The organism is Micromonospora sp. NPDC004551 (assembly GCF_040609975.1).
In the GTDB taxonomy this organism is placed as follows: Bacteria; Actinomycetota; Actinomycetes; order Mycobacteriales; family Micromonosporaceae; genus Micromonospora.
Map to the genome: position 1 here is coordinate 65022 of NZ_JBEXLM010000013.1, position 24361 is coordinate 89382.

20 protein-coding genes and 1 pseudogene are annotated in these 24361 nt (G+C 67.6%); 9 read left to right on the forward strand and 12 right to left on the reverse strand.

The annotated features are described in order from the left end of the window. Positions 1-74: 74 nt before the first annotated feature. The 6 genes from ABZW14_RS17420 to ABZW14_RS17445 all read right to left on the reverse strand — a co-directional run bounded on the left by ABZW14_RS17420 (position 75) and on the right by ABZW14_RS17445 (position 4698). Positions 75-1268 carry a hypothetical protein gene (locus tag ABZW14_RS17420; protein WP_355346973.1) on the reverse strand — a complete coding sequence of 398 codons (1194 nt, stop codon included), beginning with the start codon at positions 1266-1268 and terminating at the stop codon, positions 75-77. Positions 1269-1415: 147 nt separating this feature from the next. Then, positions 1416-1754, reverse strand: coding sequence for a hypothetical protein (locus ABZW14_RS17425; protein ID WP_355346976.1), 339 nt, complete (start codon positions 1752-1754; stop codon positions 1416-1418). Positions 1755-2088: 334 nt separating this feature from the next. After that, on the reverse strand, positions 2089-2481 hold the full coding sequence (locus ABZW14_RS17430) for a DUF6545 domain-containing protein (RefSeq protein ID WP_355346979.1): 393 nt from the start codon (positions 2479-2481) through the stop codon (positions 2089-2091). A gap of 731 nt (positions 2482-3212) precedes the next feature. Beyond that, positions 3213-3743, reverse strand: a complete 531-nt coding sequence (locus tag ABZW14_RS17435) for a hypothetical protein (RefSeq protein ID WP_355346982.1) — start codon at positions 3741-3743, stop codon at positions 3213-3215. Positions 3744-3937: 194 nt separating this feature from the next. Next, on the reverse strand, positions 3938-4177 hold the full coding sequence (locus ABZW14_RS17440) for a hypothetical protein (RefSeq protein WP_355346985.1): 240 nt from the start codon (positions 4175-4177) through the stop codon (positions 3938-3940). Between the two features lie 167 nt (positions 4178-4344). After that, positions 4345-4698 (reverse strand): hypothetical protein, encoded by a 354-nt coding sequence (locus ABZW14_RS17445; RefSeq protein ID WP_355346988.1) that lies wholly within the window; start codon positions 4696-4698, stop codon positions 4345-4347. Between the two features lie 603 nt (positions 4699-5301). On the opposite strand from ABZW14_RS17445, the gene ABZW14_RS17450 reads away from it, so the two are divergent. Further along, entirely contained in the window at positions 5302-5544 is a 243-nt protein-coding gene (locus tag ABZW14_RS17450) for a hypothetical protein (RefSeq protein WP_355346991.1), read from the forward strand. Here the strand turns inward: ABZW14_RS17450 and ABZW14_RS17455 are convergent. Further along, positions 5455-6471, reverse strand: a complete 1017-nt coding sequence (locus ABZW14_RS17455) for a hypothetical protein (RefSeq protein ID WP_355346994.1) — start codon at positions 6469-6471, stop codon at positions 5455-5457. The genes ABZW14_RS17450 and ABZW14_RS17455 overlap by 90 nt on opposite strands. 98 nt (positions 6472-6569) lie before the next feature. Further along, positions 6570-6761 (reverse strand): hypothetical protein, encoded by a 192-nt coding sequence (locus ABZW14_RS17460; protein WP_355346997.1) that lies wholly within the window; start codon positions 6759-6761, stop codon positions 6570-6572. Positions 6762-6865: 104 nt separating this feature from the next. On the opposite strand from ABZW14_RS17460, the gene ABZW14_RS17465 reads away from it, so the two are divergent. Next, positions 6866-7570, forward strand: a complete 705-nt coding sequence (locus ABZW14_RS17465; RefSeq protein ID WP_355347000.1) for a hypothetical protein — start codon at positions 6866-6868, stop codon at positions 7568-7570. A gap of 392 nt (positions 7571-7962) precedes the next feature. Here ABZW14_RS17465 and ABZW14_RS17470 read toward each other — a convergent pair whose 3' ends face one another. Both ABZW14_RS17470 and amcA read right to left on the reverse strand, forming a co-directional pair. Continuing rightward, the gene (locus ABZW14_RS17470) at positions 7963-8304 is read right to left on the reverse strand and encodes a hypothetical protein (protein WP_355347003.1); all 342 of its coding nucleotides are present in this window, start codon (positions 8302-8304) and stop codon (positions 7963-7965) included. Next, positions 8301-8465, reverse strand: a complete 165-nt coding sequence (amcA, locus tag ABZW14_RS17475) for a multiple cyclophane-containing RiPP AmcA (protein ID WP_355347005.1) — start codon at positions 8463-8465, stop codon at positions 8301-8303. Before amcA ends, ABZW14_RS17470 begins: the two co-directional genes overlap by 4 nt. A gap of 418 nt (positions 8466-8883) precedes the next feature. On the opposite strand from amcA, the pseudogene ABZW14_RS17480 reads away from it, so the two are divergent. The 4 genes and pseudogenes from ABZW14_RS17480 (at position 8884) to ABZW14_RS17495 (ending at position 12959) form a co-directional block, all read left to right on the forward strand. Beyond that, positions 8884-10229, forward strand: a pseudogene (locus ABZW14_RS17480) (hypothetical protein). Beyond that, positions 10226-10801 (forward strand): flavoprotein, encoded by a 576-nt coding sequence (locus ABZW14_RS17485; protein ID WP_355347008.1) that lies wholly within the window; start codon positions 10226-10228, stop codon positions 10799-10801. The pseudogene ABZW14_RS17480 and the gene ABZW14_RS17485 overlap by 4 nt, the downstream one beginning before the upstream one ends. Before the next feature lie 346 nt (positions 10802-11147). Continuing rightward, a complete protein-coding gene (locus ABZW14_RS17490) occupies positions 11148-11564 on the forward strand; it encodes a hypothetical protein (RefSeq protein WP_355347011.1) in 417 nt (138 codons plus the stop codon). Between the two features lie 183 nt (positions 11565-11747). Further along, positions 11748-12959, forward strand: coding sequence for an ImmA/IrrE family metallo-endopeptidase (locus ABZW14_RS17495; RefSeq protein WP_355347014.1), 1212 nt, complete (start codon positions 11748-11750; stop codon positions 12957-12959). Between the two features lie 781 nt (positions 12960-13740). Here the strand turns inward: ABZW14_RS17495 and ABZW14_RS17500 are convergent. Then, a complete protein-coding gene (locus ABZW14_RS17500) occupies positions 13741-15372 on the reverse strand; it encodes a PD-(D/E)XK nuclease family protein (protein WP_355347017.1) in 1632 nt (543 codons plus the stop codon). Positions 15373-16054: 682 nt separating this feature from the next. On the opposite strand from ABZW14_RS17500, the gene ABZW14_RS17505 reads away from it, so the two are divergent. Genes ABZW14_RS17505 through ABZW14_RS17515 form a run of 3 tightly spaced genes read left to right on the forward strand, consistent with a single transcriptional unit; the run spans position 16055 to position 23076 of the window. Continuing rightward, positions 16055-17167 carry a hypothetical protein gene (locus ABZW14_RS17505; protein WP_355347020.1) on the forward strand — a complete coding sequence of 371 codons (1113 nt, stop codon included), beginning with the start codon at positions 16055-16057 and terminating at the stop codon, positions 17165-17167. Further along, positions 17164-20508, forward strand: coding sequence for a transposase (locus ABZW14_RS17510; RefSeq protein WP_355347023.1), 3345 nt, complete (start codon positions 17164-17166; stop codon positions 20506-20508). The genes ABZW14_RS17505 and ABZW14_RS17510 overlap by 4 nt, the downstream gene beginning before the upstream one ends. Continuing rightward, positions 20509-23076 (forward strand): DUF3962 domain-containing protein, encoded by a 2568-nt coding sequence (locus tag ABZW14_RS17515; protein ID WP_355347026.1) that lies wholly within the window; start codon positions 20509-20511, stop codon positions 23074-23076. A gap of 365 nt (positions 23077-23441) precedes the next feature. On the opposite strand, the gene ABZW14_RS17520 is transcribed toward ABZW14_RS17515, so the two are convergent. Beyond that, a protein-coding gene (locus ABZW14_RS17520; RefSeq protein WP_355347029.1) for an IS5 family transposase occupies positions 23442-24250 on the reverse strand; the annotation gives its coding sequence in 2 pieces (ribosomal slippage) (positions 23442-23912 and positions 23915-24250; 807 coding nt in all). Positions 24251-24361 lie beyond the last annotated feature (111 nt).

The following is a 24361-nucleotide window of genomic DNA, read 5'->3' on the forward strand; positions in this document are numbered from 1 at the left end:
GGTGTGAGCTGGCCGCCGCAGCGCACCCCTAGTAAAAGGAGAGGCCGGGGACTCCCCAGGCCTCTTCTTCACGCTCAGCTGCCCTGTCTGGCCGCCGCCTCGTCCTCCGCGCACGCTTTGTGGCACGGCCGCCCCTCACTGTCGCGCATCCACGCGCCAGCCCCGCAGAACCGGCACGGGAGCGGCTCACCGCTGGCGTGCTTGGACCAGTCGAAGATGATTGCGAGCTTCTTGGCGACCGAGCCGCCCAGGTCGACCACCACGGCGCCGCGCGGATCCCGGGGAGCCGCCGGCGGCCGCCGGTGCCCCGTGTCGACGCCGTAGTTGCAGTCGAGGTCCAGCTCCCGGGGCGTCATCGTCACGGCGCCGCCCGGGCTCGGGGCCAGCTCGATGTTCGTGACGGGCCGCCGGCCGCCGCGGTCGTTCAGGTACCGCTCCAGGTCGTCGGAGGTCACCCAGTAGTACAGCGACCGACCGCGGGTGTCGGCCTGCTCGAGCGACCGCCACTCACCCGACGCCGCCCCGACGACCAGATCGTCCAGGTTGAGGCCCCGCGCGGCCTCGAGGTAGACGTGCAGCTGCCCGCACGGGCGTCCCCGGGTCACCGGGCAGCGCGCGTCACGCCGGCCGCACCGCTCGATCTCGGCAGTCCGGGCGCCACCGGAAACCAGCAGCTCGGTGCCGGCGCGGACCCAGCCGGCGTTCGTCGACGGGATCGTGGCCCACGGGGCCCGGTGCTCGACCTGCACGGCGGGGTTGTCGGTGGTCCACATCGGCAGGACCTGGTCCTGCCGGGCGATCTGGATGCGCTTCTTCATCGTCGAGACCGACAGCTTCGACACCTGCAGCTCGTGGCCGAGCTTGAGACCGCCCGCGCCGCGCACCAGCACGTCCGTGACCCGCTTGCCGGTCTCCGAGCGGGCCTCCACCTCCACCGAAAAGCCGGCCCGCTCGGAGACGGTCGCAACTCGCTCCTTGAGGGCCTTGTGCTTGTCCGACTCGACGGCGGTCGGATGGTTCTTCGCGGCGGAATGGTTGAGGTGCACGGCCTGGCGGAGACCGGTCCCGTCCGGGTTGCCCTTGAGGTACATCCACTCCGGGCAGTCCGGGTCGTTCCGATAGCACGTCCCCATGCACCGCAGCTCGCCCGCGTGAATCACCCGCGACCGCAGCTCCTGCCACAGTCCCGGCAGCTCCGGGTGCCCCAGATCCGCTCGGCTCAGGTTCAGGTCGATCCCGAGCCGCATGTGCCGCACAGCTTCGGCCACGCAGTACCCCTCTCGTTGGTCTACCACCATGATGAGGGGCAGGTACGACGCGGATCCACCGTCCGCGCTGCAGGTGGCGCGGGCCTACACCACCGCGGTGTAGACCCCGCCGGCGATAGCCGCGCCGGCGATCGCGCCGGCGACGACCTACGCGAGGGTGTGGTCGCGCAGCCGGACCCGCGCCCAGCACACCAGCGGCACCGCCGCCCAGCTGACCGCCAGGACGGGGCCGAGCAGCAGGGTGAGCACCGTGACGGAGCCGGCCGCCACCGCGGCGTGGCCGGACAGCTTCCACCAGTGGTTCACGACCGCCACGGCGGCGAGGACGGCGAGCATGACCGCCACCATCGCCGTCAACGGGCGGGGCGCGCCGGCCACGGCGAACAGCACCAGGCTGACCGCGACCGAGGCGACCCCGACGAGCAGGGGCAGGCGTCGTTGCTCCCGCTGCCCCAGGTGGTGGTCCGTGTACCGGCCCCGCCGCACGCCGAGGAGGATGACCCGAACGGGATGACCGCGGAGAACAGGGCGGCGGCCGCGCCCCAGCCGAGGGCCTGCTCGACGGTGGGCGCGGCGACCAGGGCGACGATGACGGGCATGGCGGCCGCCAGCACCGCCGGCGCCAGGGCCTCGGTGGTGGCCCGCGCGAGGACGCGGCTCATCAGCGGCGCCCCAAGAAGCCGAGCGCGCCCGGCTGCTCTTCCACCCACGACCGCTTCGGCGCGGTCTGCTCGAGGACAACCTTCACGACCCGGGACCTTACGGCCTGGGAGACCCGGGCAGCCAGCGGGCCTCGCCGGCCATGTCGGCGGCGCCGCCGTCAACCTCGCCGGGCTTGGCGGGCCGCCGGCCGACCTGCTTGTCGCGCAGCGCACGCCAGGGTCGCGGCCTCCACGGTCGTCTCGAACGTCTCCCCGGACAGGTCCGCCTGCTGGGCGACGCGGCGGGCCTTGGCCACCACGTCCGAGTCGAGCCACGGCGGTATCTCCAGGTAGCCGTCCCGGATGTCGATGACCATCCGATTGACGGGGAGGTCGTCCTTGGCCGTGGGGCCACTGATGATGGCGTGGGTGGTGCCGCGCGGCACGGCTTCGTCGTCGGGGCGGGGGCTGGGGAACATCTCGCGGATCGCCGACCCACAGCGGCCGCAGGCGTACGGCGAGGATGGCGCGTCGTACAGCATCCAGCCGAGGGCCAGGTTGAACAGGGCCACGCAGACGGCGATCTGCGGGATGTGGACGTACCGGTCCTGCCACTCCCCCGCTCCTGCTCGGTGTGCGTCGTCAGGAACAGCACGGTCATCGCCGCGGCGATCACCGTGGAGATGGCCAGCTTGTAGCGGGGGCCCGTCCGGCCCGGTCGGCCGCCCAGTACGCCACCATGCACTGCGCGGCGCAGGCGGCGGCGACACCACCGACCACGTGACCGACCAGGCGGGCGAGGTTCGGGACGGCGCTCCACTCGGTGAGCCGGTCGTACCAGTCCCAGGTGAACGCATTCGACCCGGCGAGGACCAGCGCGGCCGCCAGCGCCCCCAGCCCGGGTTGCGGGTCACGGGCCTAGTTGTAGCGTCCAGCACCGTTGTTGACGCGGGTGATGGGTGCTTCGCCGCCGAGTGAGGTGTGTGCGCGGTGGTGGTTGGGCGACTTCTAGGGGTGGTTGCAACACCTGCCGTATCCAGGAGTTGCATTGGTTTCACCGCGTCGTCCGCCGGGGTTGCCTGGCTCGCTGCCGCTGACCGAGAAGCGTGACAACTATCTGCGCCTGATGGCGCAAGGTATGAACAACACGGAAGCCTGCAGGATCGTGGGTGTCGGTCGCGGACCGGCATCCGCTGGCGATACGGCCGCACCGTGCGCAACCCTGACGGCAGCTCGCGGCAGTACGCGCCGATCATGGCGTCCGTGCAGATCTCTGAGCGGTTTTTGTCCGAGGATGAGCGGCTCAGCGTCCGTGCGAGGTCGCCGGGTAGGGCGGCGAACGCGGTGATGAGCGCGTCGCGGACGACCTAAGTCGCGGCCGGTGGAACCCGCCGGCCGGTCGCATGAGGCGCAGGGCCCGGACGGCGCGAAGGCCGGGCAGCAGGAAGGCGATCCAGCCGAGTAGCGCCGTCGCCCCTCGGGTGGCCCGGGTGCCAGCCGGGCCGGCCCGGTCGGCCCACACCGCCGCGCCGACGACGACGGCGGCCACGGCGTGGACCAGGCCGAGGCCGATGCGCCGGTGCGCCGGGTCGACCTGGACGCGGTGCCCGTAGCGGGCGTGCAGCCACTTCGCGCCAAGCACTGTGCCGGCCAGCGCGACAACGGCGATCTCCTTCCCGGTGGTGCTCTTCCCGCGCGACCGGCGGGGGGTGGTGCGCTTGGGGTTGCGGGTGGTGGTCGGGCGGCGCGCCGGCGTCCGCCCGCCGGTGCTCCGCTTCGTCGTGGTGGCACTCTGGTGGCCATCGTGGATTCCTCCCAGGGAGGGGTCGCTCACCCCCGCCCTGATTGACCGATTTAATTAGCTTCTGGTATGCTTGTCGTGCGGCACCACGGTGTCCCCAGATCAATCCGGTCGGCTGCGGGTTCGAGTCCCGTCGCTTCCACGCTTGGGGGCGTAGCTCAACTGGCAGAGCAGCGGATTCTCTTACGACCGAGGCCGGAGCGGCATCCCGCTCCGGCCTCGGCGTGTCAGGAGACTCGCTGCACCTCGCGGTCGGCGTCCGGATCGGCCGCCCCGCGCATGTAGTCGGCGGCCCCGGCCTCGTCCACCCCGACGGCGATATCAGCCGCCGCGGCGTACCCCGGCTCCGGCGCCAGGATGGCGTACCGGCGCCACCGGTTCGCGCGGTGCTCGAGCAGCACCGCCAGCCGCGACGGCTCGCCGCCCTCCTCGATCTGCTGAGTTGCGTCGACGATCTCGTCCCACACCAGGGCCCGCAGGGGGCGTCCTGGGCTTCCCTCTCACCCGCCGCGGCCTGATCCTGGCGGCCGGGTATGACGTTTCCGCTGCTCAAGCTGCTCCCTCCTCATCTACAGCGGTCGCTCACCCGGCGGCGTGAGCGCACCCAGCCCGGTGCCGGGCCGCCCGGTGGTGCTCATCCGCGCAGGGCGCGGACCTCGTTCATCAGCTCGGTCAGGCCCCGCGCCGTCGCGGACCGCTCCTCGAGGACCTCCTCGGCGTCAACCACCTTTGGCGGCACCGCACCCAGCCGGGTGATCTGCGTACGCAGCTGCCCCTGGTTGCGGGAACGCGGGGTGATCACGTCGACCAGCTGGGCCAGCGGCCGGCCCTCGTGGACGTGCAGAATCCCGGCCGCCTCGGTCCGCTCGCGGATGACCTGCCGGCGCAGCTCATACAGGTACTTTGCCAGCTCCTCGGCCTTGGCCTTCCGGTTGTCCGGGTCGGCGATCTTCGCGACCCTCGGGGCGTCCCGGCGGAGCTTCGCCAACGGCACTTCGGTCAGCGCGTTCTCCCGGACCGGGGCGGGGAGCTGGCGTGTGATCCGCTGCTGCTCGGCCTCGAGCGCCGCGATCTTTGCCGCGAGCGTCCGGCCGTTCCGGGACAGGCGCAGGAACTCTTCCCGCAGTTTGGGTGGTCTTCGGCCGGGGCCGTCTCATCGAGGCGGGTGCCGCTGGTGCCAGCGATCCGCGCGCGCCGAGGGCGAACCTGAGGACCAGGACCGACCGGTCGCGGAGGCAGGCCAGCTTGTGCAGATCCAGGGTGTCGACCATGACGTGGAGGTTGGTGAGGAGGTAAGGCTTGGCCTCTCGTGCCCTCCGGCCCGAGCGGCGTCGTGCTATCTGTGGACAGACCGGCCGCTGTGGACCGCACCGATCGCGTTCCTGCTGTGGTAGAGCGTGCTGAGACTCCTGCAACGACAGCAGCTGCCTCTTGCGACAGGGCGATCATCCCACTGGCCCGGCGGGTCAACCTCGGGGAGCTCCGCCAGGCCGTTCGCCGAGCACCGGAAGGAGCACCAGCGGTAAGTCTCCAGGACCTCATCACGGTCGACCCGGCCGCCGTCACCAGCGCGCCGCCGGACGGGGCGGACATGCTCGCCACGATGCGCCGGTTCATCGAGGCCAACACCGTGCACATCTTCTGCCACCCCGATGAGCTCGAGCGCATCACCGCGGCCGCCAACGAGCTGTCCACGCGGATCGCCGCCGAAGGCACCCCGCCGGCGCTGCACAAGGTGCACCCGTCACCGACCGTCGACCTCGGCACGATCCACATCATGCGAGGGGAGCTGCTCCACCAGGCGCTCATGGGGAGGTCGACCCTCGGAGCCTGAATTGGCAGGTGAAGGGCCCGCAGGCTTCGCCACTGCCGGCCCTTTACCTGCCCTGGCCGGGCGGGAGCGCCGCGGCCGTACCGGGACCTCGCGCAGGAATCCGTCCTCCTCGCGCACCCAGCGACGCCCTGCGGAGTCGCGGAAACTGAGCTTGACGTTGATGTTGTCCGAGGCGCCGCTGCTAACTTCCGGCCAGCTCTTCATAGCTTCGGGCAGCTCGATGGTCAGTGGGGCCTGGTGGGGAGGCACAACCCGAAGGTGCTCGAGCGAGGACCGACGCGTCCAGCGCGTCTGGAAGGCAACTACCACCTGGTAGACGGGCAGGTTAGAGGCGTTGAGGACGTGCGCTGCCCATACATTCACTTCCCTAGGCCCGAGCTTTCCTCCCCAGTCCGAGTAGACCGTCTTCGTCGCCTGCCCCCACCACACCGAAACCAACTCGGCCTGGCTGCGCCGTGCGTCGGCGGCGCGTTCCCGCCGTTCATCCTCGGCCCGCTGGTCACGCCCGGACTCGATCTTGTAAACGCGGAAGCCGACGACCGCAGCGGCCAGGGCGAGGCCGCAGGTGGCGACGTTCGCGGTGGACCCGATCCAGGTGGCGACGTCCCCCAGTTCGGCCCGGGTCAGCCACACGGCGAGCGAGGCGTAGGTCGGCAGCACAGACTGAGGGTACGGGGACGCCGCACACCCCACAGGCCGCAGGAGCACCAGCAGCCCCGGCACCCGCACGGCCAGCACACCCGGGCTCCACACGGCTACTCGCGACGCGAAACGCTGCTCGTAGCGCTGACGCTCGATGCGCGTCGACTCCAGCTGAGCGCGGTTGATCTCTTGCTGGTCCCGGTAGGTCACGACGGCCACGATCAGCGCCGGCGCCGCCAGCACCACGGCGAGCAGCGCGGAGAATCCTTGCAGCCAGTCCGTCACCTTCGCCGACTCAGGCCGCCACCTCCGCACTGGTCGTTGCCCTCTTATCGCAGGTCTCCCCGGTCGGGCCTCGCATCGTGCCGGCTCCCCGCAACGGGTCAGCCGGTGACCGTCTGCCCCGGGTCGATTTCCCGCTCGAGCAGCCACACGCCGAACTCCCGCACGTCGCGGACCTGGCGCAGCGGCGTGCCGACCAGGCGGTTACCGACCCGCTCGTAGACGGGCACCCGTCCATTCGGCAGCACCTCGAGCCCGCCTGCGACGCCCGTCGAGGTCAGAAACACCTGCACACCGCGACACGACGCCCGCCGCAGCGGGGCCGCCGGGCGCTGCAGTTGGCGCGAGAATCCATCCAGCCCGTGAGGGCTTCTCGCAGATCGGACAGGGGGTCGTGGTGAACGTCCAGGACACGGTGCGCAACTTCGTCATGGCGCTCGAGCACTGTCAGAACATGCTCGTCGTGCATCGCGCCGTCGGTGACGGCGGTCGCGGCCGCCGGGTCGAGGAGACGTCGCTGAACCGTGGCGTGGTGGTGTTCGCTGCGGCGACTTGGCAGGCGTTCGTCCAGGATCTGGCGATGGCGCTCAGGGACGCCACCCTGCTGCAGCTGCAGGCGGCCACCGCCCCTCCACTGCTGACCGGCGCGATGAGGCAGTGGGAGACCGATTTCAACTCATCGCTGGAGAAGTTCTCGACGCCCGGCCCCGGCCAGACGCAGACGCTGCTACAGCGCGTCGGGTTCGACCCGAAGCCGACCTGGACGTGGCAGCAGCGAGCGCGAGGGAAGAAGGTGCGCGTCACGCCGAACCAGGTGGACACGGCGATGCGTCAATGGCTGGATGTCCGGCACGGCGTTGCTCACGGCCACGCGGTGCTGCCTGCGGTCACGGTCCTCCAAGCGGTACGCGACCGGCCCTCCTCGGCGACAGGTCAGCCGACGCCGAATGTGCGGCTCAGCGACGCGATCGACTGCATGAGGTTCTTTCGCGCGGTGGTCAAGGTGACCGCCGACGCCGCCGCGGCGTACGTAGGCCAGCCGGCGCCGACCTGGCCGTACGAGGTGCCGGTGGTGCTCGGGCTGGATCCCTCGAAGCTGTGACGCTGACGCGGGCGGCGCTGGCCGACGGGTGGTCGACCAGCGCCGCGCCCGATCAGGTCAGCTGGCTACGGCGGCTGCACGCGGCTTGAGCATCACGCTGGCGATCTCGACGGGGTCGATCCACGAGCGGGGCACCCACCCCGGCGCCGCCCGAGCCATCAGCGGCAGTGACGCAGATCATGCGGCCCCCGTGGTGCCTTTTCCGCCGCAGCTCTTCGTTAAGGGTGACCAGGGGGCGGCGATGCGCAGGGTCAGTAGGGAGAAGGGATCTATCACGCACGTCCTGAGGACCGACATCGCCGGCGGCCAACTGACCCACCCCGGTTGATTGATGGCACGGCGTCCCTTGCGGCCGGCAACTCTCGCGTTGATGCGGCCGTTGCCGCTGAAGGTCACTTTTCCTCGAGATCGATGGCTCTGGTGGTGGTCACGCCGTAGGAGTTGGTGTGGCGAGCGGGCCAGCCGAGGAACCGGTCGAATACGTCAGCGGCGCTGCCGGTCTCAGCGGGGTTGAGCCGGTGCAGATCGTCGATCGCGTCGTGCAGGCATCCGGCCAGGTAGAGGAACAGGCTTATCCGGCCGTCCTGGTACTCCGCGAGGAGAGCGAGTTTCGCCGCTCCGCAGGGCCACGGCTGCCCGCACCGGCGGCACAGCCATAGCGGGCGCAGCGGCAGATGCTCCACGCGCTCCCCCGCGATCGGATGCCCCACGACCCGGCACTGCTCCCCGGTCATCGATGGTGACCTTCTTGGGCCCGCTGCTCAAAGAGTCGACGCCACACATGGGTGAGCAACGGCGGATCAGCGGACCGCGTCTGCCAGTGCGACGACGCACGCCCGGGCTCGGGCCGCCGAGACTGGTCAGCCATCGCGTTGAGCGAGATGTACACCGTCATTCCGACATGCCCATCCGATCCGGTGAGCGGTGGGCTCGCCGGGGGAAAGGCAAGCCCACCGCCGCACCGCGGCGGCTGGGAGCAGTCCGCCGGTCACCCACCCACGCAGCCCTCATGGCGGTACGCAGGCGAGGCCTCATCCGCACGCGTAGGAGGGCGTCACACGATGGTGCCGGCCGACGCGTTGGCGAATACTCTTGCTTTCCGGCGGTCCCGCCGTTCATCTCAACTTCCCTACCGTGAGTGCGATTGGGTGCCGGCCGCCTGCTCCCCGGCGAGCGGCGCACCAGCACGATCAGCTTCGCTCGGTGAGCGCGGGATGGGGATGTCCTAGCGGTGCACTCACGGTGCACCGGCAGGCACGTCCAGTGCCGTTACGATCGTCCGGCCGACAACTGTCTTCCTGAGAGGACGTGCGATGGCCGCGGTGACGACCTGGACCGGTAGGGAAGCAAACGCGCTGCGCAAGGCGATGCGGATGAGCGTTACCGGCTTCGCCGAGCACCTGGGCGCGGCCCGGCGGACGGTGGCCAAATGGAGCAGCCAGGGCGACAAGGTTCACCTGCGCGCCGACATGCAGGCCGCCCTGGACACGGTGCTGGCGCGTGCCACCCCGGACGTCCGCGAGCGTTCAAAGCACTGGTGAGAGTAGGTACCAATGGTGCACTTGCGGATCCCGCGACGCCGTCCGTCACTGCCACGGACGTCCATTCTGGCGAAGGCAGCATTCACGACATCGACTCGGACGGCGACGTGCGTCGAAGAGACCTCCTGACCGGCGCAACGATCAGCGGCATGGCCCTGCCAACGGTCGCAACTCTGCTCAACGCACTGGTCGCACCACCCCCTCGAGACACCGAGCCGGTTGCCTTACCGCTCCGGCATGTCGCTCAATGCGTCGCCACCGCGAAGATCGACTACCAGGCATGCCGGTACGAGCGGGTCCTCGCAGGACTCGTGGCCCTGTTGCCCGCCCTGGAACCGACCCGTGCGGACTTCGACGGTAAGCAGCGAGCGCAGGTCGATGCCCTGGCCAGCGACCTCTACCACGTCGCCGGCAGCGTGCTCCTCAAAGTTGGTGACAAGGGCATGGCCCTGGTCGCCGCCGAACGCAGCACCCGCGCCGCCTCGATCAGTCAGGACCCGGTGGCGATGGCAGCGAGCGCCCGGATCATGACCCACGCCCTCATGAGCAACGGCCACTGCCACCAGGCCAGGCAGCTCGCCGAAGACGGGGCCGAAGCCCTTCGGCACGCCACCCGACTCGACTCGACCGACCTGGTCGCCGTCTATGGCGCCCTGCTGCTGCGCGGCGCCATCGCCGCCGCCCGCGACGACAACAGCGACAGCGCACAAGCCATGATCGACGAGGCCTCCCATGCCGCCGGACGGCTCGGCTACGACGGCAACGATCGGTGGACCAGCTTCGGTGCCACGAATGTCCTGCTGCACCGCGTCAACGTCGCGCTGACGCTGGGCGACGCCGGTACCGCCGTCGCTCTCGCCCGCCAGGTGCCACTGGACAAAATCCAACTCGCCGAACGCAAGGCCTCCCTGTTCGTCGACGTCGCCCGCGCCTACACCCAGTGGGGACGCTACGAGCACGGCCTGAACGCGCTTCGCAGCGCGTATAAGGTGGCACCGGAGGAAATCCGGTGCCGGCCAGCGGTGCAAACCATCGCCAGCGACATGGCAGCCCTCACCCGTGGACACGCCCGCACCGCCGTCCTCGACTTCGCCCAGCAGGCCGGAATCCGTGTATGACCAGGGACCATCTGCAGATCGTCGTCTGCGCTGCCGGCCCTGCCGCAGACGTGACCCAACTGATCACCACCGCGACGCAACAGTCGTGGACAACGGCGGTGACCGCAACACCCAACGCCCTCGACTTCATCGACGTCGAGGCAATTAAGCGCCTGACCGGGCATCCGGTCCGGTCCACCTACCGGTCGTCGCCTGGCGGGCGCCGCACCTTTTCCGCCGCGGACGCGCTCATCATCGCCCCCGCCACCTATAACTCCATCAACAAGATCGCCCTCGGCATCGCCGACAACTACGCGATGACCACGGTCGCCGAGTTGATCGGCCGGCAAGCGCCTACAGTGGTCGTCCCGTTCGTCAACGCCGCGCTGGCCGCCCGCGTACCCTTCCAACGCGCCGTGGCGAATCTCCGCAATGAGCGGGTACGGGTCTTCCTAGGGACCGACGACGGATGGGAGCCGCACCCGTCCGGCAGCGGCAACAGCCGCCAGCGGGTATTCCCTTGGACGGCGGCGTTCGAAGAGGTGACCTGGATGGCCGGCGACATGCATGCCAGCAGCACCGATCGGAGTTGACCCAGCAGCCAGGAGGCAGGATCAGACCCCGAGGTCGGCCAACGGGTGGAGTCAGGCAGCCAGGGGCTCTCCGTAGTCGCGCCGGCGGCGCTACTGCCTCCGGTCCCGCCCGCAACTCGGACTACACGGCCCTGGCGCTGCTCCTTGCCAGGCTGCGCGCGATAGACGCTCTTTTGGTCGACCTGAACGACTTTGAAGAAGTCCACGTTGATGCCAAAGGTTCCTCGTCGTCGCTGACAAGGTGGAGCTGACCAAGAACGAGGTGCTCCCTGCGTAACCACCCATCTACTGGCGGACCAGATCGAGTGGCGGCGGCTCAGACGACGCCCGGTCAAGCCTAGAGGACGTGTGGGACTCGGCTGCTGGCTGGTTGGAGCGGTCCCACCTTCACGACCATGCGCTCGGCGGGTCGATGGCGCCGGAGAACCTGGTGCCATTCGGTCGTCAATGTCATGACATCATGCCGACCTTCGCCAGGCAGGAAAGAGGCCGTTGCCTTGTCAATAATGGTGTCCACAAGAGCGGCTGGTGGCAGCTCTTTACTGATTCAGCGTTTGGTTCTGATGCTGGTCACCTCAACCCGCGATCGAAGGTCAAGCTGATGCGCGACTCCTACAACCGGTTTACGCAGATCGAGAGGTTGGCGTCGAGCTTGGGCCCGGGAGGGGAGGATGCGTTGGAAGAAGCCAAGAAAATCATCGCGAGCATGTACGGCCTGCCCGTCGTCCGACGGCCCATCGATGTCGATGGGGCACCCCACTGATCTGGGAACGCCTCTCGCTGCCGCTGCGAGCATCGGCGGCAGCTGCCCGGTTGGGTCGAAATGCCGAAGAAGGTGACAACACGCCCGGTCGGGCTATGCGTGTCAGGGGGGCCGAGTATGCTAGCAACAGCTACGAAGTTGCAAACCGACTACCCCCCGTAACCGCCATGACGAGAGGTAGCGATGTCTGAGCGCCACGAGTTACCCGACTGGGCCCAGCGCCTGCGGGACGCGCTTGCCCTCTCCACTAGCTCGATCAGCGTTCTCTGCCGTGACCTTGGCGTACCCAACACTGGCGGATGGCTTGGGGAGGCCCTGGCTGGGCGTGTCGCCCCTTCTAGGTCCCAGCTTGCGCTGCTGTCTGCGTACTCAGGGATTCCGCTAGCCGTCCTGGTCGGCGATACACCGATCCAGCGAAGCCTTGCCCTTGCTTTGCGTGCCGGCGTGATGGCAACGCAGGAGGACATAGCCTCAGCTGCCCAACGTGCGGAGACCGCCTTACGCGACCTCGAGCTGCTCCTGTCGTGGTATCCACAGGAAGCAGCGCGTACAAGTGCTCTAGCCCAGGAAGCTCGTAGGGCGGTGGCGACGGATCCGTATTATGTACGTGCGGCTCTGCGGACCTCAGAGCGTCTTCGCGATTACTTGGAGCTGGACGACGACCAACCGGTTGGCAACATCGTTCAACTCCTTGAGGATTTCGGTGTCGCGGTCATCTTCGAGGGCATGCCTGGACCCATCCAGGGCATTACGTTGCGCGACCCCTCTGAGAATGCTTGGAGGGCGGTTGTCGTCGTCAACACGCAGGAAACGTGGTGGGGTCGGCAGCGATACACCCTCGCCCACGAACTTTGCCACTTCCTATACAGAGACGACAAGTCGTTCTTTGTGAATAGGAAGCAGTATGGCGACCAGGACCTCGTAGAGGTTAGGGCGGAAGTTTTCGCCCGCCACTTCCTCGCCCCTGATTACGCGGTTCGCGAGTTTTGGTCCCAACACCGACCTCGGAATCCAGTAGACGGATACGGCGCTCCGCTGGCGAGGTTCATGATGCACTTCGGGCTTAGTCGCCAAGCCAGCATCAAGACTCTCGTGGAGGCCGCCGGGGTGCCCCAGAGTGCGCTAGAGCCATATAAGAGCGTAAGAATCTCTGACATCATGAGGCAGGCGAAACTCAGCGGCGAATGGTCTGAGGCGTGCGCAACGCAAGGTGATTCATCAGCTTCCCACTGGGTGCTGTCAATGGCGCTTGATGCTTATCGGGATGGTTTGGTTTCAACCGAGGTCGTTGCACGTGTGCTCGGGCGCCCCGGCGATGTCGCTGAGGTCGAGCGCGAGCTAGCGGCTGAGGGGTATGAGCAACCAGTCTCTGTTGTACGACCGCGGCAACCCTAGGTGGACGCGGCATCGCAGATCACACACAGCTGCGTCTTCCCAGACCAGCGGCATTCAAGTTCCGCCGCATTGGTCGGCGCAACGTCAAGTGGCACGCCACTGACCGTGTTCGCACACTCGAAGACCGCGAAGGCGTCTCCGCTCGTGTAACGCCCACCGCAGATCAGTTCAGCCAAGACTTGGCCGAAATGGCGGGCTGGAATGCCATGTTGTGAGGCGACGAGACTAGCACCCCCGTCGTTAACTAGGAAGACGACAAGACTACCCTCGCTGCTCCGGGCAACGCACAGGGCAATGGATGCTGCCTCTCCTAGATGCGCTAACGGGTGCAATGGCTCGTCGCTTCGTCGGGGAAGATTCCGCAGCTTCGTGTGGACCTCGTCGAAGACCCGGGCGTCGTAGTTTTCGTCGGAGTCGACTACACACGCTCCTGAATCGAGGATCGTCGTCTTCGCCACCGCCGCGGCCGTCCGAAGTTTCCCATCGACGTGCGTGGCGGGGCTTGCGTTCCTCTGCACCTCCAGGGCGACGCTCTCGGCGACCCGCAAGCGTCCCTCGTAGTGTGCGTTAAACCGTGGCACACAGCTCCGATTGCGACCAACACTAACCAAGATCCCCGTGTCGGCATAGACGATCGCATTGGGCCAGCCCCGCCGTGGTACCGCAGTGCTGAAGGCGTGACGGCGCTGTGGCATGGAAGCGGCAGGAGGCACGGACCTCAGGCGACAAGGCATCATGCTGGGTGAGATCTTGGGCGGACCCTCTGCCATTGGCGGCCCCTTCAGCGCTGCGGGGTTACAGGGATGCTTCCAGTCCCAGTGGTTACTCTACTAGCAACAGACGACGCGTAGGCGTCCCGCGCGCCACACCAACGCCGGACACTGCACCTGCTGCAACCCGGGTTCGGAAGGGGATCCCACTGGGTGTCGTTGAGCCACTGTCGAGCTAGGCGCCGCACCCGCCCCCGGGCCATCTTCATCAGCGCGGTGTCGCGTGTGGAGTACGCGTAGACCGCCGCCGAATCTGGAGACAGTACTTCCAGCTGGACCTCGCCATGCGTTACGCCGTAATGGTCGGCGAGTCCGGCCTCGATTGCGACAAGGTCCCAGGCTACAGAGAGGAATGCGCTGAAGATCTGATCCTCGTTAGCATCAGGCTGGGTCTGGACTGTCTTGATTTCACGCATCGTCAGCATGTCATCCCGAACCCAGAAAGCATCAGCCTTAGTCGCGATGACCACGTCAGCTTCTGCGTCGTAGGCGTACAGCGTCCTCTCGGCTACTAGTGACGTGCGGATGCCCGCCTCAAGTGGGCAGCACTCAATATGAGCCCGAAGAAAAGGGTAGGCCAGTTCGTAATCGGCGGGATCTATGGGCCCGTTCGCTATGGAGCTTAGGCGGTCAAGATCGGCCGGGTCAGGTAGATCATGAATGGAGCAGGGGATTCCCCGGGTATGAGCTTGCGCGATCCACTGGTGAGCTGCCAGTCCTCGCAACAATGCCTGATTGCCCTCCTCGGAGCGAGGTAGATGCGCTTCCCGTTCCATGTACCACTGCGCCGGGCACCGCTCGTACGCTTCAAGGTCTGAGGCGGAGACAGACCTCGTCCACGGCCCAGGCTGCCGAGCTTGAAGAAAGCCGTCGAGACGTATCAGAGAATCACAAGCTCCAGTGAATTTACATTCGCCACAGGATCTGCTCGTGACTCTTTCCTCGCCTCGCAATGTGGCACGGACGTCCGATCTCGCCCTCTCTTCATACAGCCTACGTGCATCGTCAGGCGTTACGCCTTCCAGCAAATGGTTTTCGATGCCATCAGCAAGGCCGATCTCGGTAACCCATACTCGTTGAGCGGGAATTTGACTTGGGTATTCCGCGGCCACATGCGCTGCGACGTAGGCCCAAGATGTAACGGCGGCTTGGGCTGACGAGTGCCTCAGCCGCCTAATCTCTCGATAACCATCGCTTGTTTCGTACAAAAAGGCCCACGCGAATAGTGACGCATTGTGCGCTTTCTGGGCCTCAACCCAACCATCTAGGAAGGACAGCCTTCCGATCAGCTCCTCACGAGCCTCGTGATACTCGAAGTACCGGTCAAGGCCATGCTCAAGAAATTGCCGCACCCCGTCGTGCAGATCGGCGAAAATACTCTTCTGCTCCTCGACCGTTTGCCACAGGTCGCTCCCGCGATTGGTTCGCCAGCCGACCCGCTTGATCGCGTCAGCCAAAGCCCCTAGGACGAACGGCGATTTTCGGAGTGCCCAGTCGCCGGTCTCCGGGATCGTCTTCGGGCGCACCTTGAGCGCGAGACTCAACGGGCAGAAACGTTCGCCGCCGACAACCTCGGCGTCGGTTGCACTAACGCGATAGACATCAACATTCTGCCGCAGTGGGATTCCGGGGTTCCAGATCAAGATGTCCTGCCTCGCTCGACGCCAACAGCCTTAACGCCGCCCCTAGCGCTCCCGTGATCTCGCTGGCAAAGCCTGTTCTCGCATTCTAGAGCCTGGCATATAGGTTGACGCAAGCAACAACAGTTCTTAGAACACGCGTTCGACCACGTTAGGCGGTTACACCATGAGAATTGGTCACCTTCTGCCTGCGTCGGCGGCGGACGGGATGGCGTGAGGCTGAGGTGTAGGCCGATTGGCACACGTTCGTGGAGCAGACCAGGGCCAGGGCGACAAGGTGGAGCGCCCTACCGGACGAGTCTCAATGGCGGTTGTCAAGCGGGCCGTGCGGTGGGCGGGTCTCCTCGGTCGGGCAGGCGTGTTCCTGCCCGGGTTCTCGGTCTGGTCAAGGCTCGCCGAAGGCGACCGCGTAGCGGCTTGGCCCTGACCCGGCCCGGTCGACCTTGGGCCGGCGACGCCACATGCTGACCACGGCACGCTGTACGCCAGCGAGCTGAGCGACATCACGCAAGGTCACAGTATCCAATACTCCGATAACTCGGCTTCTCAGCGTTGCGGCTGGCGATGGACCACCTCGTCGGCGACTGTGGATGCAGCCTCCCATGGCCGAGGGGTTGCGCATCCAGACGAGTCGGATTGGCGCAAAACCCTTGGCCCACGTCGTCCTCTGACAGAGGGTGCATGCATGATCGATTCGCCCGCCACCCCGGCGTGGCTGCCCGACCCGCAGATCGCGGTTGCGCAGCTCGCCAGCGGGATCCTTGGATACGCCCAGCAGACCGCATCGGGTGACGCGTTCCGGCTGCCGTACCCGGCGAACCTGCAGCTCGCGCTGGACCGGCTGACCTTGCTCGCGTGGCATCAGGACGCGCCCGCGCCAGCCAGCGTGGTGGAACTACTCCAGCTTGCGCAGGAGCCGTTCGGCGACTGGAAGGTCGACCTCACCGGCGCCGACCTGGACCCAGATGAATCGCTGCTGACTTATGGGCGTCCGACAGTGGCCTGCGAGGAGCTCGGCAGCCTCCGTGGGGATGTCGAAGGCGAGATCCGCGAGAGCGCGCTGCTGCGGGCGGTGATGGACAAGGCCCGTGCCCACAACGCATCGCAGTCCTACGTCGCATTTCGCGAGCTCCTAATTCGGCAGCCGGCGATCCCGTCGATCGAGCTCGACGGGCGGATGGCCGATGCTGACCTGGCGCTGCTGGCGGATGAGGTGCGGCAGGCATATGTGGAGGCGCCGCCGGAGGCGGTGGCGGACGGTGTGATCCGGACCTGTGGCGGATGCGGCGGTCTTCGGCTGCCGCTGGATGACGACCGGACCTGGGTTTGTGAGGACGAGTCCTGCCCAGCACCCGGAACGGCCGGGGCGGACCACCCGGCCAGTGAAGGAGTGTGCTGGCTGCGGCGTGAGCTGCGCACCTTTATCACCGCACCGGGTCGTGCGGAGCTGCGCATCGCCGATGCGATTGGGAAGCTCGGCGTGCCGGTCGCGTTGTGGCCGGACTTCGACGCGTGCGACATCGCGGTCTTCGCGGAACGACCTTGGGTCGCCGACGTCAAAGCTTGGCGCAACCCGGTACGGCTGGCCCGGCGGCTGCGGGAGCGGCTGTTCACCGTGTCGCCGGAGGCGGAGAGGGCCTACGTCGTCATCGGCCGGGAGCAGGTCAAGGCACATCCGCGGTACGTGGCGCGGCTACGGAAGGCGTGCCCCCAGGTGCGGCCGGGACAGCGAATCGTGGCGGTCTCCGAGGCGGAGTTCATCGGTGCCGTGAAGCGGCGGGTGGAGGCCGGGGCATGAGGCAGATCAACACTATCCGCAACCGCTTCGCTGGCGCCCTCCGCGGCCACTACAACCCGACCGGGGACCAGCCTTCGCCGGCCCGCCTCATGGACACCGAACTGTGCCTGTATCTGCTGGAAACAGTAGCCGCCGACCAGGCCGCCAGCGGAGTACCCGCGCTGCTCGACGGCTACCGGGCGCTGTGGGACGCGGTGCCGAACCCGCCAGCTGACGCGGGGGTCCGACTCGCCAACGCGCGAGCCCTGCTGTGGCGCAGCCAGCGCCCCTACGGGTGGGACGAGTTGCTGCGGGCTTACCGGTCCGCTCCCGAGGCAGTGCGGGGTTACCACTTGGACCCGCTCGGCCGACCGGTACGCCGGCAGTGCAGCGTGGCGGCGAACCGGTGGGATTGGTACGAGCAGCTGCTCACCAAGCCCCTGCCCTTCGCCACCACCGGCGTCCGGTTCGCCACGCCCGGCCGATACCGCATGAGTTCGACAGCCCGTGGTCACGGCGTGACGGTGCCGGACAACCTTCCACCCACGCCGGCACCGGCTCTACATGACCTGGCCGTCCGGACCCGGGCACCGATCGAGGTCACGTGGCATGAGTTGGTGGAGGCCGCCCGAGGTATGGACGCCGCCGATCTGCAGGCCGGGCGTTCCCCTCACCGATGGGAGGAGCGCCTGCTGGACGTCACGCTGCAGGTCCGGCTGGCCGACGACACCTTCGGCGACGTCACGACCCTTCGCATCGACCGGATCCTGCACATGGTCGGCATGGTAAGCGTCGGCAAGAGCACCCTCGTGGCGATCCTCGCGACCTGGGCGGCGCAGCATGGCCGCCGAGTGACGATTGTGGTCGGCGATAACTCGGCAGCACTACGCATGGCGCACGAGCTGTCCTGGTACGACGGCGTGGCGGCGGCACCGGTCATGGGGCAAAATCGAACCCGGCATGCGGAGCGGCTCCATCGGCTCCAACCGCCGGCGCCTGGCCGGCTTCTGCCCGTCGAGCCGTACGCGTTCGACCTGGTCAGCACGGCCTGCCCACTCGATGCCGTCCGAGGCGCCCCCATCCCCCTCGAGGTACGCGAGGCGCCCTGCCAGCACCTGATTGAGACGGACCCGGACGCGCCGGTGGACGGCTGGCGGGACGGGGCCCGACGCACCTGTCCCCTGTGGTATCGCTGCCAGCGGCATAAGGCCGCGCGTCGACTGGTCACAGCGAACGTGTGGATCGCGACGCCGTGGAGCCTTGTGCACACCCCCGTGCCCGGACCGTTGAGCCATGACCAACTGCGGTACCTGGAGGCGGCTTGGCGACGCAGCGACCTGATCCTGGTTGACGAGGCCGACCAGGTGCAGGCAAACCTCGATGAGATGTTCGCCAGCGCCCAGGTACTGCTAGGCCCGAGCCAGGAAGCGTGGATCGACGAGATCGGGGCGCGGGTGGCGGAGAAGCTGCGCGCGACGGGCCGCGCGCCGGTCAGTTCACGGCAGATCCGCCGATTCATCACGGCACTGAACCAGGCCCGTTCCGAAGCCGACATCATCTACCAGTTGCTGCAGCGGGACCGGGTTCGGGCCGGCAAGCCGGTATTGAGTTGGCTCGACCCCGACTACTTCACGGCTTGGACACTGTTCAACAGCCTTGCCAAGGACTGGGCCGGCTACACCGCTGCAAAGGGCCGCAGACCCGACCCCGGTTGGGACAACGATCAGCTCTACAAGCTGCTGCGCGAGCAGTTCAACGCGTTCATCGACGAGCCGACGGGAGCCTCCGGCGAGGTAGCCGGGGGTCTAGCCACCTTGGCCGAGGCGCAACTGTCCGACACGGAAGAGGAGACGCGGGAGGACACCGTCCGGCAGTGGCTGACCGAGCTGAGCGATCGAGAGCTGGTCGAAGGTAGGAAGATCGCACCCGCGGAGCTCGACCGAAACGTGTGGCGGCTGGAGCTGGCCATCGCAGTAGCGGTGATGGCACACCGACTCAACCTGATGCTCGCAATCTGGCCGGAAGTCGCGGCCGAGCTGGACATGTTCGACACGCTTCCGGCAGAGGTACGCCGACCGCCGAGCGACCTCGCCGTCGCGGTGCCCGAATCCCCGATGGGCAACGTGCTGGGGTTCCAGTACGTCGAAGACCAGACCGAGCGCCGCGATGGCCAGCTGGGCGAGTTCCGGTTCTTCCGCTATACCGGCGTGGGCCGGGCCCTGCTGGTCGGCCTGCCAGACCTGTTTCCCGCCGACGGGCCGGGCCCGAGCGTACTGCTGTTATCCGGGACCAGTTGGGCCGGCACCTCGCCTCGCTATCACATCGACGTACCGGTCGAGGCGATCCTGCGCCCCTCACCGCAAAAGCTCGCCACCATCTCCGAGACCACGTTCGCCCTGGACATCCAGCATCACGGCGAACGGAGTATCCCGATCTGGGTGTCCGGCCGCTACGGGGAGGAGCGCGCGAGCGCCCTGCGGCAGATGGTCGCGGCCCTGACTCAGCCCGGCGCGGGCCGCGGCCAGCCCAACCGCCTGGAGCGTGAACGAGCCGCCCTGCCGCCCGGCCGGCAGAAGATCATGCTGCTGGTCGGCAGCTACGCCGAGGCCCGCACCGTCACCAACGAGCTACTTCGGCGCAAATCCTCCTGGAAGGGGCAGGTCCGCTGCCTCATCGGCGACGACGAGTTGGAGACCGGCTGGGATGACGGCCACTTGCTGCGCCGCGGAGATGTCGCGGACTTCGGCACGGACGACGCGTGGCTGCTGGTCGCCCCAATCCTGGCCGTCGAGCGGGGGCACAACATCCTCAACAACGACGGCGTGGCCGCCATCGGCGCCGCGTTCTTCCTGGTACGTCCTCACCCACGGCCGAAGGATCTCAGCTACGTCACCCAGCGGATCAACCAATACGCCCTCGGACAACTACGCCCGCAGCCGCTCGACGACGCCTGCCCGATACACGAACGCCTTGTAGATGCCGGCAGCCGGCGACGCCGAGCCGCGCAGCGCCAGTGGCGGCGACTGCTGCACGCCCTGGTCGCCTACAGCCAGCTCGGCACGGACGAACGCCAACGGGTGGCCTGGACCCAACTCGTAACCATCTGGCAGGTGATCGGCCGGCTCCTACGTGGCGGCCAGGCCGCGAAGATCTACTTCTGCGACGCCGCCTTCGCACCAGTCACCGCCCGCAGGAGCGACACCGACAGCGACCTCGACGATGCCAGCACCAGTCTGCTGCACGGCATGCGCGAGGTGCTCACCCCGTACTTCGAACCCACCGGCGCCAACACCGATCGGCACCTCGTCCAGGCGCTCTACCAGCCCCTGTACCGAGCCCTCACCGACATGGGAGACCGCTAAATGGCACCCCGCTACGACAACCTCGCTGTCACTGTCCTGCGTCTCGATCGCGCGGCCCCGATCGAGCGCACCTACCACCTCATGCGGTTCCCTGGCCGCTGGAAGGATCCGCTGCGTCGGCTAGCTCAGGCGCAGCGCGGCGGCGATGTCGCCAGCATTCCCATCGCCTCACTCAACGACGCGATCACCGCCCTCGTCCCCGACTGCGTCGTCACACTTCCGTCCGCCGGCCGTGGCGACGACGACCAGGACTGGCTGCTGGCATACCGCGAGGTAAATCCAGCAGCTATCTTCAACCTGGTCGCGGCGTGGGTACGGGCACAGAAGGCCGCTCCCGAGCAGATCTCCCTGGCCCTGTCCCAGCTGAGCGCCAACCACCTCACCTGGTCGCCGGTTCACCTCAACCTGAGTGCACCGGAAGAACGGCAGCGAGCCATGCGGCTGCTCCCGATGGAGATCGCGGCGACGTTGTCCCGGCCTGACGCGACTTGTCCACATAACGAGTTGCGATTCCTCCGCTGCCCGAGCGCCGCCGGCGCCGAGGTCATGTCCTGGCCGCCGGAGCGGATCGAGGACCAGACCCCGTTCTCGGTCAAGATCGGAATCAGCGCGCAGACCCTTCCCACGAGTGATGAGCTGCTGGTCTATCTGGCGTACGGCGTGCGACGCTGGATGCCCGTACGCGGCAAGCTCGCCTTCGACCACGGCCACTCGGTCTACCTGGCACCGACCGTGCCGTATCTGGCCGGCCTGGCGAACTCTCGTCACTTCGGCACCGCGCGGATCAAGCAGGTCAAGGTGGCGGAGAAGGACAGCTCGAGCAGCTATGGGCCCCGCTGGGACGACGCCCTCGCCAGGGTGCTGAAGGCAGTCGGCTGTCTCGACCGCCTGCCCGACCCGCAGCAGCTAGTCGACAAGCCACTGGACTACCTGCAGCGCCACGGCGACGCAGCTGCTCTGGTCTACAGCACCGGCATGCTCTCAGCTGAGAAGGTCAGCGCCGGGCTGTCGATCGTCGATCGCCAGCCGCTGATGGACTGGGTCATCAGCGAGCTCAGCCCACACCTCCGTCCGGCCGCGCCGCTACCCCGCGAGAAGTGCACTGTGTACAAAGGGCTTGGTGGCATTAGCGAGAGCCGGGTTTCGGCAACCTATCTCGGTGAGATCGTCGGGCCGCGCCTGGACATCGAGTTGCTCACGGACACCGACCGCGCCACGCAATACGCCCTCGACCGGCTCGCCACCCGTCTCGGTGTCCCGATGCCCCGTGCCGAGCAGCTTGACGAAGCCGGGGCTCACATCGACCTCGGCTCGGCAACCGTCGGGATTCGGCGGCTGGCGGCACCGACGATCCGCGCCGACCTTGACCGTGTCGGACGCCGGCCCCAGGCCGCGGTGGAGGCCCGCATCGAGCACATCGCCGACGCGCTCGGCCAGGCGGCAAACCCGACAATCGCCCTGGTCGAGATCGCCCACCCCGACGCCTATCAGGGCCGGCGACGCGGCGACGATCCCAAGTTCGCCATCCGGCACGGCCTGCTGCGGACGGGACGGCTCAGCCAGTTCGTCACCCCGGTTGCCGAGCCGAAGCGCCCCCCGCGCAAAGAGTCGTCCGACCCGAACCGAGAACGGTTCGCCGCAGCCGTCGATGACCTGTTCCGGCAGCTCGGCGTACGCCCCGAGCCGCTGCCTGACCCGGCACGAGACACCCTTCTCCGGCAGCCTGCCCTTCTGGCGATCTGGATGATCCGCCAGAACAAGGGACGTGTCTGGGGGCTCGCACGGCAGGTGCCCGTCGCCGTGCTCCTCGATCCCACCGGTCAGAATGTAGAGGTCCGTGCGCCCAAGGTGCCCTGGCAACCTCTGCACACCGGGCTGCTCGAAATCGGTAAGCGGTACGTCAACGTGGACCTCAAGTGCGGCCCCGACGACGTGATCCGGTTCATCAAGGATGTCATCGATGAGGCCACCGACGCATTCCCCGACACCCTGCTGCTCACCCATGCACAGAACCTGCGCGGCGTCTGGAACACCCTCACCAACGGCCGCATCCAGCTCGACAGCCTCGGCTTCGGCGCCGGCGAGCCTCAGCCGATCAGCAAGCTGCCCGGCCTGCGCCATGTGCGCGTTCGCACCGCTGAAGGCGGTGAGACACCGGAGTGCTACGGCGTAACCGACGACGAGACGGGCCAGCCCAAGGGTCTGTGGCGGTTCCTGGTCCCTCGGGTGTACGGCAGCACTACGGGCAAGCCCAGCACGCACTCCGGGGCGTTGAAGGGCGTGTCGAAGCTAATCCCCGGCGAGCACAACGGCAAGCTCACTGCCCCGAAGCCGAAGGCCCAGGTATGGAACCCGCAGTTCATCGAGCTGCTCGTGGCCGGAATCCAGGACGGCGACCAGCCCGAGCACTGGGCGGCGCTGGCGCACGAGATGCGGGATGCAGCACCGTATGTACGGGGCACCACCGTCCTGCCCTGGCCGCTTCATCTCGCAGAGCAGATCGAGGAATACCTCCTGCCAACCAAAATCGCTGACCTCGGTTCGCAAGCGATTCTCGGGGACGATTAGGGATGATCTTCCTCTGCGAGATGAGGAAGGTCCACGACCGCGAGCATCTGCCGCTCGGCTCGGCTGCCTATGCCGGCTACGCTCCGCTGACCGCCGTCGGGGCACCGCAGCCGCTGTTTCCTCGGCAGCAGCGTGGGAGAGCTCGGGGAGGACATCCGGGGCGGAGCCGGTGCCGGTCGCGGTCGCGCCCCAATGGCCTGCGGGCTCCTGCCAACCGGGCGAAACGGTGGATAGCGTGATCCCGATCGTTTCTGGCGGGACAGTAAGGCGCTCTCCAACCACCGCTAACCGTGACGACGCCGGACACCTCGTCCTGTTCGCGGCCCAGGAGAGCCGTCTGTTCGACCCCACGCTTAGGGGGTGTCTCAGTTGGTGATTTTTGCGAGTCGGCGGTGGCAGATGAGGATGGCGGCGAGGTCGGCGAAGGCTTGGAAATGTTCGGCTTTGCGTTCGTAGTGGCGGGCGAGGCGGCGGTTGTTGGTGAACCAGGACAGGCACGACTCGACGATCCACCGGTGCCGGCCAAGACGCTGGGAGGACTCGACGCCTTTACGGGCGATCCGCACGACGATGCCCCGGCGGCGGACCTCGGCCCGGATCGCCTTGTGGTCGTAGGCCTTGTCCGCGTGCAGCTTGCCCGGACGGCGGCGAGGCCGGCCGCGACGGCCCCGCACCGGGGTGACGGCATCCAACAGCGGGAACAGCAACTGCGCGTCCGGGGTGTTCGCCGCGGAGATCAACACCTGCAGCGGAACGCCCCGCCGATCGCACAAGACGTGGATCTTCGAGCCTGGTTTGCCGCGGTCGACCGGGTTTGGCCCCGTCAGATCCCCCTTTTCAACGCCCGGACACTGATCGAGTCGATCATCGCTCGGGACCAGTCGATCCCACCGGCGGTGTTCAACCGGTGCAGCAACTCGTGATGGATCTGCTCCCACAAGCCGTACCGGGTCCACTCGGTGAACCGGCGGTGCACCGTCGGCCGCGACACCCCGAACAATGCAGCGGGCAGCTTCCGCCACGAGCAACCGGCCTGCACCATGTACGCGATCGCCGCCAGGACAGCCCGGTCGTCAGCCCGCCGCTTCCCACCACCCTGCGGCCGTTTCGCTGCGGCCGGAATCAACGGCTGCGCGACCACCCACAAGTCCTCCGGCGCCCAGGTCTGGATCATGTCCCCGACAACATCCGCCACGAATAGAAGATCATGCCCGAGGCCACAACCTCACCAACTGAGACACCCCCTTAACCAGATGAGCCCCGCCACCGTTCTTCCTCAGACTGC